15 protein-coding genes are annotated in these 15201 nt (G+C 43.4%); 2 read left to right on the top strand and 13 right to left on the bottom strand.

Annotation, left to right across the window (positions count from 1 at the left end; genetic code table 11):
- Window positions 1-11: 11 nt before the first annotated feature.
- From gspD to GWK51_RS06590, 11 genes are all read right to left on the bottom strand, one after another.
- Window positions 12-2273, bottom strand: a complete 2262-nt coding sequence (gene gspD / locus GWK51_RS06640; protein WP_161933123.1) for a type II secretion system secretin GspD — start codon at window positions 2271-2273, stop codon at window positions 12-14.
- Between the two features lie 42 nt (window positions 2274-2315).
- The gene (locus GWK51_RS06635; RefSeq protein WP_161933122.1) at window positions 2316-3143 is read right to left on the bottom strand and encodes a type II secretion system protein N; all 828 of its coding nucleotides are present in this window, start codon (window positions 3141-3143) and stop codon (window positions 2316-2318) included.
- Window positions 3143-3886: a type II secretion system protein N gene (gspN, locus tag GWK51_RS06630; RefSeq protein ID WP_161933121.1), complete on the bottom strand. Its 744-nt coding sequence runs from the start codon at window positions 3884-3886 to the stop codon at window positions 3143-3145. Before gspN ends, GWK51_RS06635 begins: the two co-directional genes overlap by 1 nt.
- 165 nt (window positions 3887-4051) lie before the next feature.
- The gene (locus tag GWK51_RS06625; RefSeq protein ID WP_100242553.1) at window positions 4052-4378 is read right to left on the bottom strand and encodes an H-NS histone family protein; all 327 of its coding nucleotides are present in this window, start codon (window positions 4376-4378) and stop codon (window positions 4052-4054) included.
- A 150-nt stretch (window positions 4379-4528) separates the two neighbouring features.
- Complete coding sequence (locus tag GWK51_RS06620) at window positions 4529-4957, bottom strand: acyl-CoA thioesterase (RefSeq protein WP_161933120.1); 429 nt, start codon at window positions 4955-4957, stop codon at window positions 4529-4531.
- A gap of 8 nt (window positions 4958-4965) precedes the next feature.
- Window positions 4966-6159, bottom strand: a complete 1194-nt coding sequence (locus GWK51_RS06615; RefSeq protein ID WP_161933119.1) for a heme biosynthesis protein HemY — start codon at window positions 6157-6159, stop codon at window positions 4966-4968.
- 1 nt (window position 6160) lies between these two features.
- Window positions 6161-7015 (bottom strand): hypothetical protein, encoded by an 855-nt coding sequence (locus GWK51_RS06610; protein ID WP_161933118.1) that lies wholly within the window; start codon window positions 7013-7015, stop codon window positions 6161-6163.
- Window positions 7012-7791, bottom strand: coding sequence for a uroporphyrinogen-III synthase (locus GWK51_RS06605; RefSeq protein ID WP_161933117.1), 780 nt, complete (start codon window positions 7789-7791; stop codon window positions 7012-7014). Before GWK51_RS06605 ends, GWK51_RS06610 begins: the two co-directional genes overlap by 4 nt.
- A gap of 3 nt (window positions 7792-7794) precedes the next feature.
- Window positions 7795-8712 (bottom strand): hydroxymethylbilane synthase, encoded by a 918-nt coding sequence (gene hemC / locus GWK51_RS06600; protein ID WP_161933116.1) that lies wholly within the window; start codon window positions 8710-8712, stop codon window positions 7795-7797.
- A gap of 106 nt (window positions 8713-8818) precedes the next feature.
- On the bottom strand, window positions 8819-9556 hold the full coding sequence (locus tag GWK51_RS06595) for a LytR/AlgR family response regulator transcription factor (protein ID WP_100242559.1): 738 nt from the start codon (window positions 9554-9556) through the stop codon (window positions 8819-8821).
- A 56-nt stretch (window positions 9557-9612) separates the two neighbouring features.
- Window positions 9613-10767 carry a sensor histidine kinase gene (locus tag GWK51_RS06590; protein ID WP_161933115.1) on the bottom strand — a complete coding sequence of 385 codons (1155 nt, stop codon included), beginning with the start codon at window positions 10765-10767 and terminating at the stop codon, window positions 9613-9615.
- Here GWK51_RS06590 and argH point away from each other — a divergent pair.
- Window positions 10758-12188 carry an argininosuccinate lyase gene (argH, locus tag GWK51_RS06585; protein WP_171334103.1) on the top strand — a complete coding sequence of 477 codons (1431 nt, stop codon included), beginning with the start codon at window positions 10758-10760 and terminating at the stop codon, window positions 12186-12188. The two genes, GWK51_RS06590 and argH, sit on opposite strands and share 10 nt — an antisense overlap.
- An 11-nt stretch (window positions 12189-12199) precedes the next feature.
- The gene (locus GWK51_RS06580; RefSeq protein WP_100242562.1) at window positions 12200-12472 is read left to right on the top strand and encodes an oxidative damage protection protein; all 273 of its coding nucleotides are present in this window, start codon (window positions 12200-12202) and stop codon (window positions 12470-12472) included.
- 442 nt (window positions 12473-12914) lie between these two features.
- On the opposite strand, the gene phoU is transcribed toward GWK51_RS06580, so the two are convergent.
- Together phoU and abuO are read right to left on the bottom strand one after the other, a co-directional pair.
- On the bottom strand, window positions 12915-13637 hold the full coding sequence (gene phoU / locus GWK51_RS06575) for a phosphate signaling complex protein PhoU (protein WP_100242563.1): 723 nt from the start codon (window positions 13635-13637) through the stop codon (window positions 12915-12917).
- A gap of 109 nt (window positions 13638-13746) precedes the next feature.
- Window positions 13747-15069 (bottom strand): multidrug efflux outer membrane protein AbuO, encoded by a 1323-nt coding sequence (abuO, locus tag GWK51_RS06570; protein WP_161933114.1) that lies wholly within the window; start codon window positions 15067-15069, stop codon window positions 13747-13749.
- Window positions 15070-15201: the final 132 nt, after the last annotated feature.

Below are 15201 nucleotides of genomic sequence, written 5' to 3'. Positions count from 1 at the left end.
CCCACTCGCCATTAAGACGCTGGACGAACACTGATGGTGGTCACGGTATTTTTGGTTTTTTCCACTTCGGATTTCGGCACAGGCGTACTACTGATCGCAGGTTCAATCGCAACAGGAGTTGTTACGGCCACAGCATTAGATGGCTGTGCAGCAGAAGGCACTGCCTGATAAGGACTGGTCCGTGGTGCGCCAGATTTCACAGGCAAACGCTGCATATAAGCGTCATCTACCTGCTCAGGCAACTTGGCAAAACTACCATCTTTATCCAACGCCAACTGCAAGCTATACAACTGGCTATAGCGTTGCTGAGATAAGCGACGTACATCTTCACCGCTACCAACAATTGTTGGATGGATAAACACCAATAAATTGCGCTTCTGATTGGATTTCGAATCCGATCTAAATAAGCGCCCAACACCGGGAATTGCCCCAAATCCTGGCACAGATTGACGACTATAAACCGAATTATCTGAAATTAGACCACCCAAAACCACGGTTTGTCCATGTTCCGCCAAAATTGCAGTTTTAATCGCTCTTTTACTTGTCACCAGATCTGAAGCTTGACCTTTGCTGCTTTTCACCCCAGAAACTTCCTGCTCAACTTCCAAGCGAACCGTGCCATTTTCGCCAATGTGCGGAATCACTTTCAGCGTGACACCGACATCTTTACGCTCAATGGTAGTATAGGGGTTGACTGTGCCATTACTGGTACTCACTGATCCTGTCACAAACGGGACGTTCTCACCCACCACAATATAAGCTTCTTCGTTATCCATGGTCACAATCGAAGGTGTTGAAAGCAGATTGGACTTGGTATTTTCCTTGAGCGCCTGAATCAGTGCACCATAAAGCTGACGTGAGCCATCACTGCCTTCTTTATAGTCACCCAGCACCAATGAACTACCAGCACCCGTCAATGCCTGCCCCAAACCAGAAGCACCACCAGTTAAATAACCTGCTGCCAGACTCGCCAAACTTGAACCCACATTATCAAAGCTGATTAAGCCCACGCCGCTACTAATATCCCCTAAAGCCCATTGCACACCAAGCTGATCAGCATCAGTGCCTTCAACTTCAATAATTGCTGCTTCAATCAGGACTTGTTGACGACGGATATCCAGTTGCTGAATCGCTGATTCGATTTCTCGCATCAATTGTGGATCGGCTTTGACCACCAGAGCATTTTGCGAACTGTCCGCAATGATACTGATGCCGTTGGCATTAAAACTGGTAATGTTATTTTGATTGCTACTCGAAGAACCACCACCCAAGTTAATGGAAGGCGTCGAAATACTTGAAGAGGATGAGCTGCTAGAGTTGGTGCTGTTATTACTATTTCCCAACATGCTGCTGTTCGAATTAGAAGTGCTATTGCCTTTGCCGTCAAACCCTGAAACTGCCTGCCCAGTCACAAGACCTTGCAATATTTCCGCCAAATTTTTGGCACTGGCATATTTCAGACGAAAAACCTTCAACCCACCCAAGCGGTCCGCAGCAGGCACATCCAGCATTTCAATCAGTTGACGTAAGCGCTTACGAGTTGCGGTATCACCTTTAATCAAAATGCGGTTGGTCCGGTTATCCGCAATCACACGCACGCGAGCACCTTTCAGGTCTTTGGCTGCACCCGTTGCTGTCATGGAATCCAATAAGCCAATCATTTCTTCAGCTTGGCTGGATTGCAAGGTAATGGCTTCAATATCGTGCTGGTCAGTCCCATCCAAGTTACGGATGATGGTTTCCAGTTGATAAATATTGCTGGCACGATCAGAAACGATCAGTGCATTCGCCCCCGGCACAGCCGACAAGTTTGCGAACTGCGGCATCAATGGGCGTAGTGCAGGAATTAAGTCATTGGCATTGGTATTTTCCAGCCAGATCACACGGGTGACAATTTGATCCCCCGTAGCGCGCTTTCTTGCATCGTAGGGAATGCCCGAGCTTTTTACATTACTATCTGGCACAATTTTGACAGTATTGCCTGAGGGAATCGCGACCACGCCATTAACATTTAATACCCCAAGGAACAGGTCATACACTTCATTTTTGTTCAGTGGCTTATTAGAAATGACCGTCACATTGCCACGCACACGCGGATCCACAGCAAAGTTTTTACCCGTAATATCGGCTACTTCATTAATAAATGCCGTTAAATCTGCATCACGTAGGTTAATTTTCCATGTTTGCGCATAGGTACTGCTACTTACAGCAACAATTAAAGGTGCACTTGCGAGCAAAGCCCAAACTGGACGATTATTATGAAATAAAGCCATATACTTCTGTGTTTCCTAACCCTAGGGTCGATTTCTCATCATTTAAAAATTTTGTTGTATGGTCATCACCTGATCACCACGTTTTATTTCAAGTTTGACTTGCCCTGCTTGTTTGGCTTGTTCAAGTAATTGTGCATCATTCTGTCCCTGTCCCACATTCTGTCCATTTAAAGACAAAATCCGGTCCCCAGGCTGCAATCCCAAAGTATTCCTTAATGCCGCTGGGGTTTTACTGGTCACCTCATAGCCTTCACCTGTTGCCGCCCCTACCCCCATATCCGCCAAGAACTGGTCACGGTTTTGCTGCATTTGTTGCACCGCCTGCCCCAGAGCATGCTGCGTCGTCGTTGGTGCTGTCGCTGTAGGCAAAGAGGTTGTCCCTACTGGAGGAACGATCGGCTGATCTAAACCATTCGCAATACGGTTAAATGCCACTTCTCGGGTTTGCCCTGCAGCATCCCGCAACACAACATGATCCCAATACACTTCGGCCAACTGAAAGGCTGTACCTGCCAAAGTTTCACCGACACGATATCGATCAGCCACTTGATTGACTTTAATCACGGCAGAAGAGTATTGATTCGGATAGGACACCACCACGCCTTGCAAACTCAAATTACTGAGATTACTCATGCTGGCAGTATTGGACTCCTGAAACAAAGCAAATGCGCTAATATTGGGAACTTGCGGCTGCTGTGAACCTAACTGTACACGCTCTAGCTGCATAGGCATTGGCGGAGCCACCCACAACCAAAAAATACTGGCCAATTTCCAGCTTAGATAAGTCAACAATAACGCCAATAACCACGGTGCAAAACGATCCAGCTGCCCGATATTGAGTTTCTGTAGTTTGTCTTGTAACACGCTCATCACATACCACCTTTCAGTAGCGGTTGACGTGAACTCACCACATATGTATCCAGACCTGCTTTACCCTGATAAGAAGGCACATTCATGAGCATACGCTGGGTAATCTGCACATCCAGCATCAGATTCTTATCCAACAGCAGATTTATCATTTTTTGGTCACGTTGATCACGCACATCAATATTCAGGACTTGATCACGATCACTCAAGCTTCCTTTTAAACTTGGGATATCCATTTGTTCTTGGCGTTGCGCAAACGTGTAAGTGAGTTCTCCACCGACCCATTGTGTTGCACCTTCAACCTTTTGAAAGCCCTGCTCTTTTTGATATTTAAACTGAATATCTTGCAATTGAATTGGATTACTCGGCCATTGCCAATCTGCAACTCGCTTTAATGTTTCAGGGGTTATTTCGCCAGAAAGCTCTTTAACCGTCCAACGCTGCCCCAAACCATAACCGACTATCCCTTGCAACTGGGTGCGCCCACTATGAATCTCAACTTGAGCACCTAATCGGAGTAACAATAGATCTAGGGGACGCACTTTCCAATTCAATGAGCCTTTTAATGCACCTTGATGCCAATCCGCCTGCCCCTGCCAAATATTGCCACTGACATTTTGTAGCACCTGGTTATTTTTATAAAATTTTGAAACGAGCCAAGCTGCAGGAATTTGCAGCACGACGAAAAATAAAAATGTACTTAAGGCAAAAATCCACCATCCAAGGTGCTTATTTTTTTTTGTCATCCCACCACAACCAACATCACTATTTTTCTTCCTAAAATATATATTTTATCTTTGCCACCCATTATGCACACTTTTTTTTCACCGCCAATTGATCAATATAAAAAAACCAAGCAGTTTTGCTTGGTTTGAATAATTTAATCAGATTGGATGACAATCTTATGAAGATTAGATAAGGAAATCTTCAAGTTTTGCACCTTTTTCCAATTCAGCCACTAACCAGCGCGGTTGTTTACCACGACCAGTCCAAGTTTCTGAAGCATCTGATTTATTGCGATAACGTGGTTCTACAGATTTACGAGTACTTTTCTTACGTTTAGTTGCGCCAAACTCTAAGATTTGTTCAATACTCAAACCTACTTTATCAGCAACATCCATAATCTGAGTATAAGCATCTTCAATTGCTTGATCTTTTTTAGAAACGATTAAGGCTTCCGCTTCTACTTGTAAACGCTTTAACTCTTCTACAGATAAATTACTAATGTCTGGCATCATATTAACTCCATTAAATACGATTTAATTTATAACACTGGATTATCATATTTTTATTAAATCCAATATTCAACACTTATATTTAAATTCACAACAATATACAAACAGTTTAAATAAAATAATCTAGATTCACTATTTAATAGCGCATCAGAATTAAATTAAATGTCCGACCGCATGTTCCATTTTGAGAATTTTTTCACGAATATCTTCTGGGATTGCCGCCTTTTGCATATTTTCTTGATCGACACACACGATCACTGCTTCTGCCGTTGCCACGAGTGCATTTTGTGCAGTGCTGAATAATTGATAAGTCATGCGCATTGCACTATTACGTAACTCATCCACTCGAACTGCAATTTTCAATTGATCAGGATAAAATACGGGACGTAAATATTTGCACTGATTTGATGCAACGACAGTTAATACTTTTTGTCCAAATATATTTAATGCATCAAAATAATTAATTCGTGCACTTTCAATATAGCGATAATACATCACATTATTTACGTGACCAAAAGCATCCATATCCCCCCATGCGACATTTTGCTCATGCACGATTGGATATTCACTGAATAAAGACATATATTCCCTTAAATCTTAATTTTTACAAAATTTGCATTATTTTCAAAGATAAAATTTAACTGTTGAATCAAATCTTCACGATTTTTCAACGTCGATTTAATCCGCAAATAATTCATCAGCACATTATCAGGATATAAAGTTAATAATTCATCTGCTTTATTGAACCGACCAGTCGCATCATAGACATGCCATTTTGCAAAGGTTAAAACAGGCAAAGACGGATACTTCAATTCCCAGTCCTGAATATGCTGCTCCACATCACTATAATTCGGCACTTGTTTCAACAACTGCTGCTGGAACCACAAATAAAACACTTCTGCATTAAATTGCTGATCAAGCAAATGCAGGGCCAAATCTTCATGTTGCTGACTTAAATCGGGTAAGCGCGACAATAATTTCAACCATAAGGTTTTAATTGAATAACTCCGAGTTTCAATTTCGCTGGATAAATCTAAATAGCGCTGCTGCAAATCTTGCAAATTTTCAAGACTGGCACGATCAAACTGTTGTAACAGTTGTTCTAACCAAGCTTGCTTGGTTGCTTCATCCAGATGACCATATTGCATGGAGCGTAAATATTGCCACGGAAACTGAACCGCGAAGGCTCCCCATAACTCAGTTAAACGTTGCTCATAGGCCGTTTCTACATCTTTCAACCATGGAGAGAGTTCATGCTGGGTTAAAAACTCAAGGTGTGTCAGTGCCTGTTCTGCATCCTGCTGTGCAAGAAAAACCTGAATCCGCTGAATTTCTGCCAACTCAAATGCCATGGCATGACTCTGACTCAGTACCGACAAGGCTTCAGGATATTGTTGCTGCATCAAATACAGGCGTGAATCAATCACACCACGCAACAATCCCGACTGGGTAAATGCATTCTGAATAAACTGCTGTTGCTCCCGCCCTGCATCCAAGAGCCAAATCACCGCCAATTGTTCATAAGGATGCAAGGTTTTGAAGTCATAAATGACTGTTTGCTTTCTTTGCTCACGAGTAAAATAACGTTTAAGCAACAACCAAACCAACTGAAAGATAAAACCCAGCACAGCCAATACGATAAACACAAACCAGACATTGCTCTGGAATTGCCATTCACGCCAATAGACGTAGACATAACCTGCGCCATAGCCATAACTCAAAACACTGAGTAATGCGATCAGGATCAGACAGATAAATGCATAAGCCAAAAGAATCTGTTTCATATTAAGATCCTAGCAAAGCGCGCGTATTCAGGACTGGCATTGGAATAATACTGAATCCTTTGATCTTCTCGACTTGCTTACGAAATTTCTGCGCCTGTGCATCAGGCAAGCTGGCTAAAATCTGGATAATCTCGTTTAAATCTTTTTGATATTCTAAATACTGCCCTTGCGTTAATGCCTCACGTGCAACCAATAAACGCAACTGTACTTCCTTCAAAATAATCGCCCGTTGCATCAATTGAGTTGCAGGCTGAGTGGCAGGTTGCAATACAAACCAGCGTTGCCAGAATGAGCTATTCTCCGCACTCGCTGGACGCATTTGCCCTTGTTTGATTTCTTGGGTTAATGCCAAATCAAGTTGTTGTGATAATTGTTGGATTTGTTGCTGTTGTTCTATCCGCGCTTGTACCGTCTGCTGGATCAGCTTCTGGTCTTTTGCAATCGCCTGATGCAAACTTTGTTTGAGGGCTGGTGCTAAAGCATACTGTTCCAGTTTCAGATTCAGCTGAGCCAACTTTTCTAAAGCATAATGATATTGCTGTTGCTGTAAGGCAAAATCCACCAAGTCTAATTGTTGACGAATCAAGACCATCGGATCAATCTGCAGCATGGTGTTTGCCGCTGGTTCACTCGCAGCGGCAGGTGCTGAGGCAGTGGTCGCTGCTGGTTCAGACTGCTTAGGATTCTGACGTTGCAAAGCCACGAGTTGATCATTCAGACTGGCGCTATTACTTTCTAATTGCTGTAATGTGTTCTGCATGACCATCTGGGTTTGATTCAATTGAAAAAGGTCATAACTTAATTTGGCAATCCATGCCACACAGACCAAAATCACAATAATTAAAAACTTTTTCATGCATTTCTCGGCATCGCCCGCAGGCACTGCAATATTGTTTCAGTACTTAAATCGGATAATAAATGAAGATGGAATTCTAAATGCTGCTGCTTTTGGGCTTTAAGCAGCAGTTGAAATAACCGCTCACCGAGCACCATAAAGTGCCCATGTGCAAAAAGGCGCTGATGGGATTGCATCAAAGCCAGCCAGTTCAACCAACTAGCTTCACTGCTGATCAGCACACTATAAGACTGATGCTGTTGCAATTGTGCGACAACTTGCCCAAAATTTTGCATCGTTTGCGTCGGGCAACGACGCTGATACAAAATAAAATTTAAAATCGACACGCCCTGTTGTTGCAGGGTCTCCATCATAAATTGGCGTCCGCCTTGCCCCCGCCAAAAAGCGATACAAGCCGATGAAGACAAATGCTGCAGGAGTGGAATTTGCAACATCCCCTCTGAGGTTTCAACTTCAGGCACATGACTCTGGATTCCATACTCGGCCAATGCTTGTGCGGTTTTTTCACCAACCGCAATCCATTGTAAAGTTTGCAGATCCTGCAACGTCAAACCACTGCGCTGCAAGCCTGCCATCCCAAATTCTACTGCCGAAGGACTCACCACCACGACACAACTTGCCTTGGGCAACTGCTGATACAAGCCCTGCAAATCTGTAGACCAAGCACATGCTTCTAATTCCAATAATGGAACATCTAGAACTTGCATATCTGCTTGTGCCAAAGCCAAGCTCAATTCCTGCGCACGCGCCTGCGGGCGAGTATTAATAAATAACATGACTTAATGCAAAGCTCGTAACAGCTCTCCAGCACCTAAATCGAGCAAGCGTTTTGCCAAAGTTTCACCCAATTGTTCCGCATCAGCCACAGATCCACTTAACTCAGCAACCAGTAGACTCGCTCCATCAACACTTCCGACACGCCCTTCAATATGAATTTTCTCGTCATTTAAGGTTGCATAACCTGCAATCGGCACCTGACATCCACCTTCCAAATAAGCATTGAATGCACGTTCGGCGCGAACACAGGCTGAAGTTTCTGCATGTAATAACGGCTGAATCAGATCAAGCACCTGTTGGTCGTTTGCACGACACTCTAAGCCGAGTGCACCCTGTCCGACCGCAGGAAGACTCACACTGGCAGGCAAAGTATGGCGAATACGCTCTACTAAACCGAGACGTTTTAATCCTGCACTCGCCAAAATAATGGCATCATACAAACCCGCATCCAGCTTAGACAGGCGCGTCCCGACGTTGCCACGTAAATCAATGATATCAAGGTCTGGGCGTTGTTTTAAAATCTGGCATTTACGGCGCAAGCTCGAGGTTCCGACTTTGGCACCCTGTGGCAGGTCATCAAAATGCACATAGCTGTTTGAAACAAAAGCATCAAAAGGATCTTCACGCTCGCAAATCACCGCCAGACTTAAACCTTCAGGCAAGGCCATCGGTACATCTTTCATGGAATGTACCGCCAAATCAGCACGACCATCCAACAGCGCAGCTTCAAGCTCTTTAACAAACAAGCCTTTACCACCGATTTTGGCCAGCGGGGTATCTAAAATTTTATCGCCTTGAGTCACAAACGTTACCAGTTCTACTTTTAAATCGGCATAACGTGCCTCTAAGCTAGAACGAATAAATTCTGCCTGCCATAAAGCGAGTGGGCTTTGGCGTGTTGCAATCTTCAAAGTTTTCATAAATTTTTAGATACATTGAATGAAGTCAGTTATTCTAAACTTAACTTGCAAACTTTAAAATGCAAGCAGAATTACCAATTCCATGCACGAAATCGTAGATTCATGTTCAAAGTTTCTGAATTCGTTCACGTAAATAGGGTAAATGGCGTCGACTGACCGACAAACGCTCGTCCAGTTCACGACAGCGCACTTGATATTGACCAGAATTAATCAGCTCCAAACCTTCCAGATAATGCACCGAAACTAGGGCATTACGATGAATACGGATAAATTGCTGACCAAACTCCTGTTCCAAATCTTTTAAGGTTTCATCAATCAGTACGCTGCCATTTTTATGGCGAACCGTGACATATTTTTGATCGGCTAAAAAATAATAAATATTTTCGACGGGTACCAATTCCACGCCACGATAAGTTTTCGCCGCGATTTGATGGCGTTGTTCTAGATTATCCATATCTTCTTTTTGTTCTAAGTGACTCACTTGCGCTTGCGTGAGTTTAGTCAGTTGATCCAAAACCTGCTGCAATTCCTGTTGCATAATCGGTTTGAGTAAGTAGCCCTCGGCATGGGATTTAAATGCATCCAAAGCATGCTGATCATACGCTGTACAAAACACAATGGCGGGTGAAGGCTCCAACTGACGCAAGTATTGCGCACAGGTCAAACCATCCATTTCTGGCATTTGTATATCTAACAACACCACATCGGGTTGATAAAATTGCACCATCTCAATTGCTTCCTGACCATAAGCGGCAGTTGCAATGACTTGATGCCCCATTTGTGTGACCAATCTGGATAAACGCTCTACTGCAAGAGGCTCATCATCACAAATTAGGATGTCCATTCTTACTCCTTCGTTCAGTTAACATGGTTTATTTTTATAAGTTAACCGCCACTGTTTTACTTATACGGATATTGCACCACAGTGGTATACATCCCATCCCCTGCAAAGGTTCGAAAGATGACCGCACGCCCATAATATGCCATCAGGCGTTGTTTTACATTATCAATGGCAATACCGTGTCCTTGTCGTAAATTTATTTTATCCTGTATGTACGGGTTTGTAATGACGATATTGACTTGATTGTGTGTAATTTCGACCAATACACTGACTGTACTGATTGATAAATTTTGCTCAACTCCATGAAAAATACTATTTTCTAGTAAAGGTTGTAAAGTCAGCAGCGGAATTTGCACCTGTGAAAATAATTCTGGATGCAGCAACTTCCACTCCAAATTTAAACGCTTGCCTAGGCGAATTTGCTCAATGGCTAAATAACGTTGGCACAGTTCAATTTCATCTTGCAGCTTGACCAATTTTAATTCTTGAAAGCTGGCACGAAATAATCGCGATAAATCCAAAAGCATCTGTTCGGCCTTATCGGGATCAACCGCAATTAAACTGATGGCACTATTTAAACTATTAAAAAGAAAATGTGGATGTATTCTTGCCTGCATGGCCTGAATGCGGGCATTTAACTCGCTATGCTGCTGCCGTGTCCATTGCTCGCGAATATATAAATAGCGAAAACAAAAAGCCCCCAATAAGCCGCCATAACTTAAATGCAGCACCACACCCTGCAATGCCGTTCCCAAGCTTAAACCCCTAAAGGTAAAATTCTGCCCAAAAAATAAAAATATATTCAAAATGAAAGTGGTGCTGAAAATAATCCCTTGCAGCAACACAAAACCGAACACCAGCAAAGCGGTGACCCCCCATTGCTGCAAGCGAGGTTGTAAACGCTCAATAATGGCGGTAAAAGACAACAGCACCCAGTTGATATACAGCATAAACAACAACACGCGTGTTGCACTTAGGGCTTGCCATGAATGCGCTTCTGCCAAGGCCAATAAAATAGCCAACAGATTCCCTGCCACACACAGCTCGGCTAAATTTTGCCAACGCCCTGCCGTGCTAAAAAAATAAGAATAAGCAGGCTCAGATCGATTTTGTCTGAAAGAATGCGATACTTGGGCTTCGGCAACTGCTTTTGAATTTGCTATACTCTGTTTGATTTGCCGATTTTTTATTTTACTGAGCCGACATGACCACATCTTCTAATTCCTCTAATCCGTCACAAGCCCAGACTTCTGGCATGTGGGGCGGTCGTTTTACTGAAGCGACTGACGCTTTTGTTGCAGAATTTACCGCATCTGTTCAATTTGACCAACGCTTTTATAAACAAGATATTGCAGGCTCAATCGCCCACGCAACCATGTTAGCAAAAGTTGGCGTACTAACCGAATCTGAACGTGATGACATTATTCAGGGCTTAAGTACCATTCAAGCTGAAATTGAAGCGGGTAATTTTGAATGGCGTATTGATTTAGAAGATGTGCATATGAATATTGAGTCGCGCTTGACTCAACGTATTGGCATCACAGGTAAAAAATTACATACTGGTCGTAGCCGTAACGACCAAGTGGCCACCGATATCCGTCTTTATGTGCGTGATGAAATTGATGCCATTTTAGAATTATTGGCAAAATTGCAAAAAGGGATTTTGTCTTTAGCGGCAAAAAACACGGACACCATTATGCCGGGTTTCACTCACCTACAAACTGCACAGCCTGTGACTTTTGGTCACCACCTGCTGGCATGGTTTGAAATGTTGGTGCGTGATTCTGAGCGTTTAATTGACTGCCGCAAACGTGTTAATCGCATGCCTTTAGGTTCGGCTGCACTTGCAGGGACTACTTACCCAATCGACCGTGCTTATACCGCTGAATTACTTGGTTTTGAAGCCGTATCTGAAAACTCGTTGGATGCCGTATCTGATCGTGACTTCGGGATTGAGTTTAATGCTGCAGCATCCCTGATTATGATGCACTTATCGCGCATGTCTGAAGAATTGATTCTATGGACATCTGCTCAATTTAAATTCGTGAATATTCCTGACCGTTTCTGCACAGGCTCGTCAATCATGCCACAGAAGAAAAACCCAGATGTTCCTGAATTGGTGCGTGGTAAAACAGGTCGTGTTTACGGTGACTTGATGAGCTTGTTGACTCTCATGAAAGGTCAGCCATTGGCTTACAACAAAGACAACCAAGAAGACAAAGAACCATTATTTGATGCAATTGATACTGTACGTGGTTCACTCATGGCATTTGCAGACATGATTCCTGCCTTAGTGCCAAACATTGAGATTATGCGTGAAGCGGCTCTACGTGGCTTCTCAACTGCAACTGACTTGGCAGATTATTTGGTGAAAAACGGCGTTGCTTTCCGTGATGCACATGAAATTGTGGGTAAAGCCGTGGCATTAGGCGTACAAGAAGCGAAAGATTTATCTGAGTTAACCCTTGAGCAACTTCAGCAATTCTCTGATTTGATTCAAGCAGACGTGTTTGAAAAAGCCTTAACGCTTGAAGCATCTGTCAATGCACGTAATCACATTGGTGGTACTGCACCTGCACAAGTCGAAGCGGCGATTGCACGTGCTCACCTTCGTTTAGAAAAGCTTTACGCTTAAGAGGTCTTGCAATGACTCGTCAAGTATTTTGCCGTAAATATCAAAAAGAGATGGAAGGTTTGGACTTTGCGCCATTCCCTGGTGCCAAAGGTGAAGAGCTGTTTAACAATATCTCTAAACAGGCATGGCAAGAATGGTTAAAACACCAAACCACGCTGATTAACGAGAAGCGTTTAAACGTGTTTGAACCAGAAGCCAAGAAGTTTCTGGAAGAACAACGCGAGAAATTCTTCAGCAATGACAGCAGCATTGAAACTGCCGAAGGCTGGAAACCTGAAGCTTAAGCTTTAGCGCGCTTCATCTTAAAAAGACCAGCATCTGTGCTGGTCTTTTTTATTGATCGCAACTTGATTTTCTTGACCGAAAAGGCACTTGCATCAAGCTTTGGGATGATGATCATGATTTCAAGGGATAAGATATAAAAAGCTACATATCCTTAAATAAGGCTACATTTGCACACAATATCCTACATGAGTCATGCGTAGCATCTCACTATAATGACAATTAAGGAGATGGAGACATCTCTGAATACTAGAAGAATATCCCCCTATTCATTTTCTTCCCAGATTTCCCCCAAAGTCTGGGATTTTTTTTAACTTGCTGCGCTTGAATCTATTTTCTGCTCCAGCTCAATCTTAGACAAATAAAAAGACCCATACCTTGCATGTATGAGTCTCTTCAATTTTTAGACGTTCAGTCGGTAATTGCGACTGGAAGCAACGTAACTTAACGTTCTTGAACTTTTTCTTCAATTTCCGCTACGCTGGTATGGCGTACATCCAAGCCTTTTACCATATAGATGACTTGCTCGGAAATATTACGTGCATGATCGCCAATACGTTCCAGTGAACGCAATACCCACATCACATTGATCACACGCGAAATATGGCGTGGATCTTCAATCATATAGGTCATTAAAGTACGGGTTGCAGACTGGTATTCACGGTCAATATCGGCATCTGCCAACATGACACGTAAGGCTTGATCCACGTCTAAACGCGCAAAGGCATCCAAAGCATCATGAATCATGACACGTACTTGGTTGCCAATATGACGGGTTTCCATATAACCGCGTGGTGAACCACCCTCTTCACACAGGGTTTGCGCGATGCGGGCAATTTTCGCGGCTTCATCCCCAATACGTTCCAAGTCGGTATTGGCCTTACTCATGGCAATCACCATACGTAAGTCAATTGCAGCAGGATGACGGCGCGCAAGAATTAGAGTTAGCGCTTCATCAATTTCACGTTCATAGCGATTCACCGTATTGTCTTGATACTGCACATCAATCGCCAGATTGGCATCGGTATCTAACAGTGCATGGATTGAATTCGCCACTTGCTGCTCAACTAACCCACCCATGGTCATAAATTTGGTATTGACCGCCTGCAAATCTTCGTTAAATTGCGAAGAAATATGATGGTTTAAAACAGGGTTACTTGGACTCAAAATGCACACTCCACAACAGCGGTTAAAGACAAACGCTTTCGCTCAATATTAAAGCATATCTATTATGAACATTTGATGACAAGCGCACTATCACCCAACTTTATTCCAATTATTTTTCGACCAGCCAGACATTCATTTTTTCCAGCTCTTGCTCATTCAATTGACCCACCGCAGCTTTTAAACGTAATACATTCAAAATATAGTCATATTTGGCATTTACATAGTCTTGCTTGGTCGAAAATGCATTGCGCTGCGCCAGTAACACATCCACCATAGTTTTTAGACCTTCCTGATATTGCGCCTGTGAAGCGTCCGAAACCACTTGTGAGGACTGCATAGCTGCTTGACGTGCTTCAAGTTTGGCTTGGTCGGTTTCAATCTGATAATAGGCTTTTTTGACCTCCGTTTGGGTCTTACGAATCGCCGCCTCTAATTGTGCTTCGGTCTTACGCACATTGACTGCTGCTTTTTGAATGGAACGCTGGGTGCTACCTCCAGTAAAGGCATTCCAGCTCATTTCAATCCCAATCTGGTCAAATTGTCCATCGCTAGAAAGCACGCTGGAAGGTTGCTGCTGGGTATAACCATAAGTGCCCACCGCTTCGAGTTGCGGATAGAGTGCAGCTTTTTCCACCCGCTTCTGATCTTCTGCATAACGCTGTTGTAAACGCGCTTGTTGTATTTCCAGATTATGGGTCCGTGCCAAATTTTCCCATGCCGTCAGTTGCGCTGGATTGGGTTTTTGATAAACAAAATCTTCCCGTATCACCGCCAAATTTTCCCGATAAGGTCCAATCAGTTGTTGTAACTGCTCTTGTGCCAACAGCAATTGCACTTGGGTCGAGATTCGGTTTGCACGGGCATTCTGATACTGTGCCTGCGCTTCACTGACATCACTTTTCGCCACCAGTCCTTCACGTAACTTGGCATTCATCATATTCAATTGCTGTAACAAAGCCTGTTCTTCTTGTAGATAGGCTTGGGTCAGACTTTGCTGTCGTAACACATCAAAATAACTTTCTGCTACCGTTAAAATATGCTGCTGTTGCTGTAGCTTTAAGGTTACTTCACTCAAATTGACCGAAGTTTCCACCTGCTTGTAGCCTTGCCACGCATCCCAGCGAAACAAGGGTTGGCGTGCCGTCACTGCAATTTGATGTGTGGTCGTGGAAGATGGAATGGACAAACTCGCTTGCGCAGCATCTGAATTCTGCTGTGCTTTACGGGTACTGCTGCCTGAAACGGTGATGGTTGGTAATAAATTGCCTTTGGCAATCCCCAGATTCAGTTGATCTGCTTCGTACTGTAATTTGTTCGCCTGCCAATTGGGATCAGTCTGCTGCGCTCTAGCATACGCCTGTACCAAGTCCAAGGCATGTGCCTCAAACCCGAACCCGCATAAAGACAAACCCAGCAGCCAATGTTTTTTCATTCTTATCCCTGATGTAAAGCGTCACTCATGGCATGTTCTCTGTAAGAACCCACGCAAACGCTGATAAATTAACGTGATTAACCCGCTTTTGCACGAATTTTTCCACGCTTTTCTGCACTTCAAACCCATCTT

Origin of the sequence: Acinetobacter kanungonis (genome assembly GCF_009939195.1) — a bacterium.
Taxonomy (GTDB): Bacteria; Pseudomonadota; Gammaproteobacteria; order Pseudomonadales; family Moraxellaceae; genus Acinetobacter; species Acinetobacter kanungonis.
This window is presented reverse-complemented; position numbering and strand designations above follow the sequence as displayed.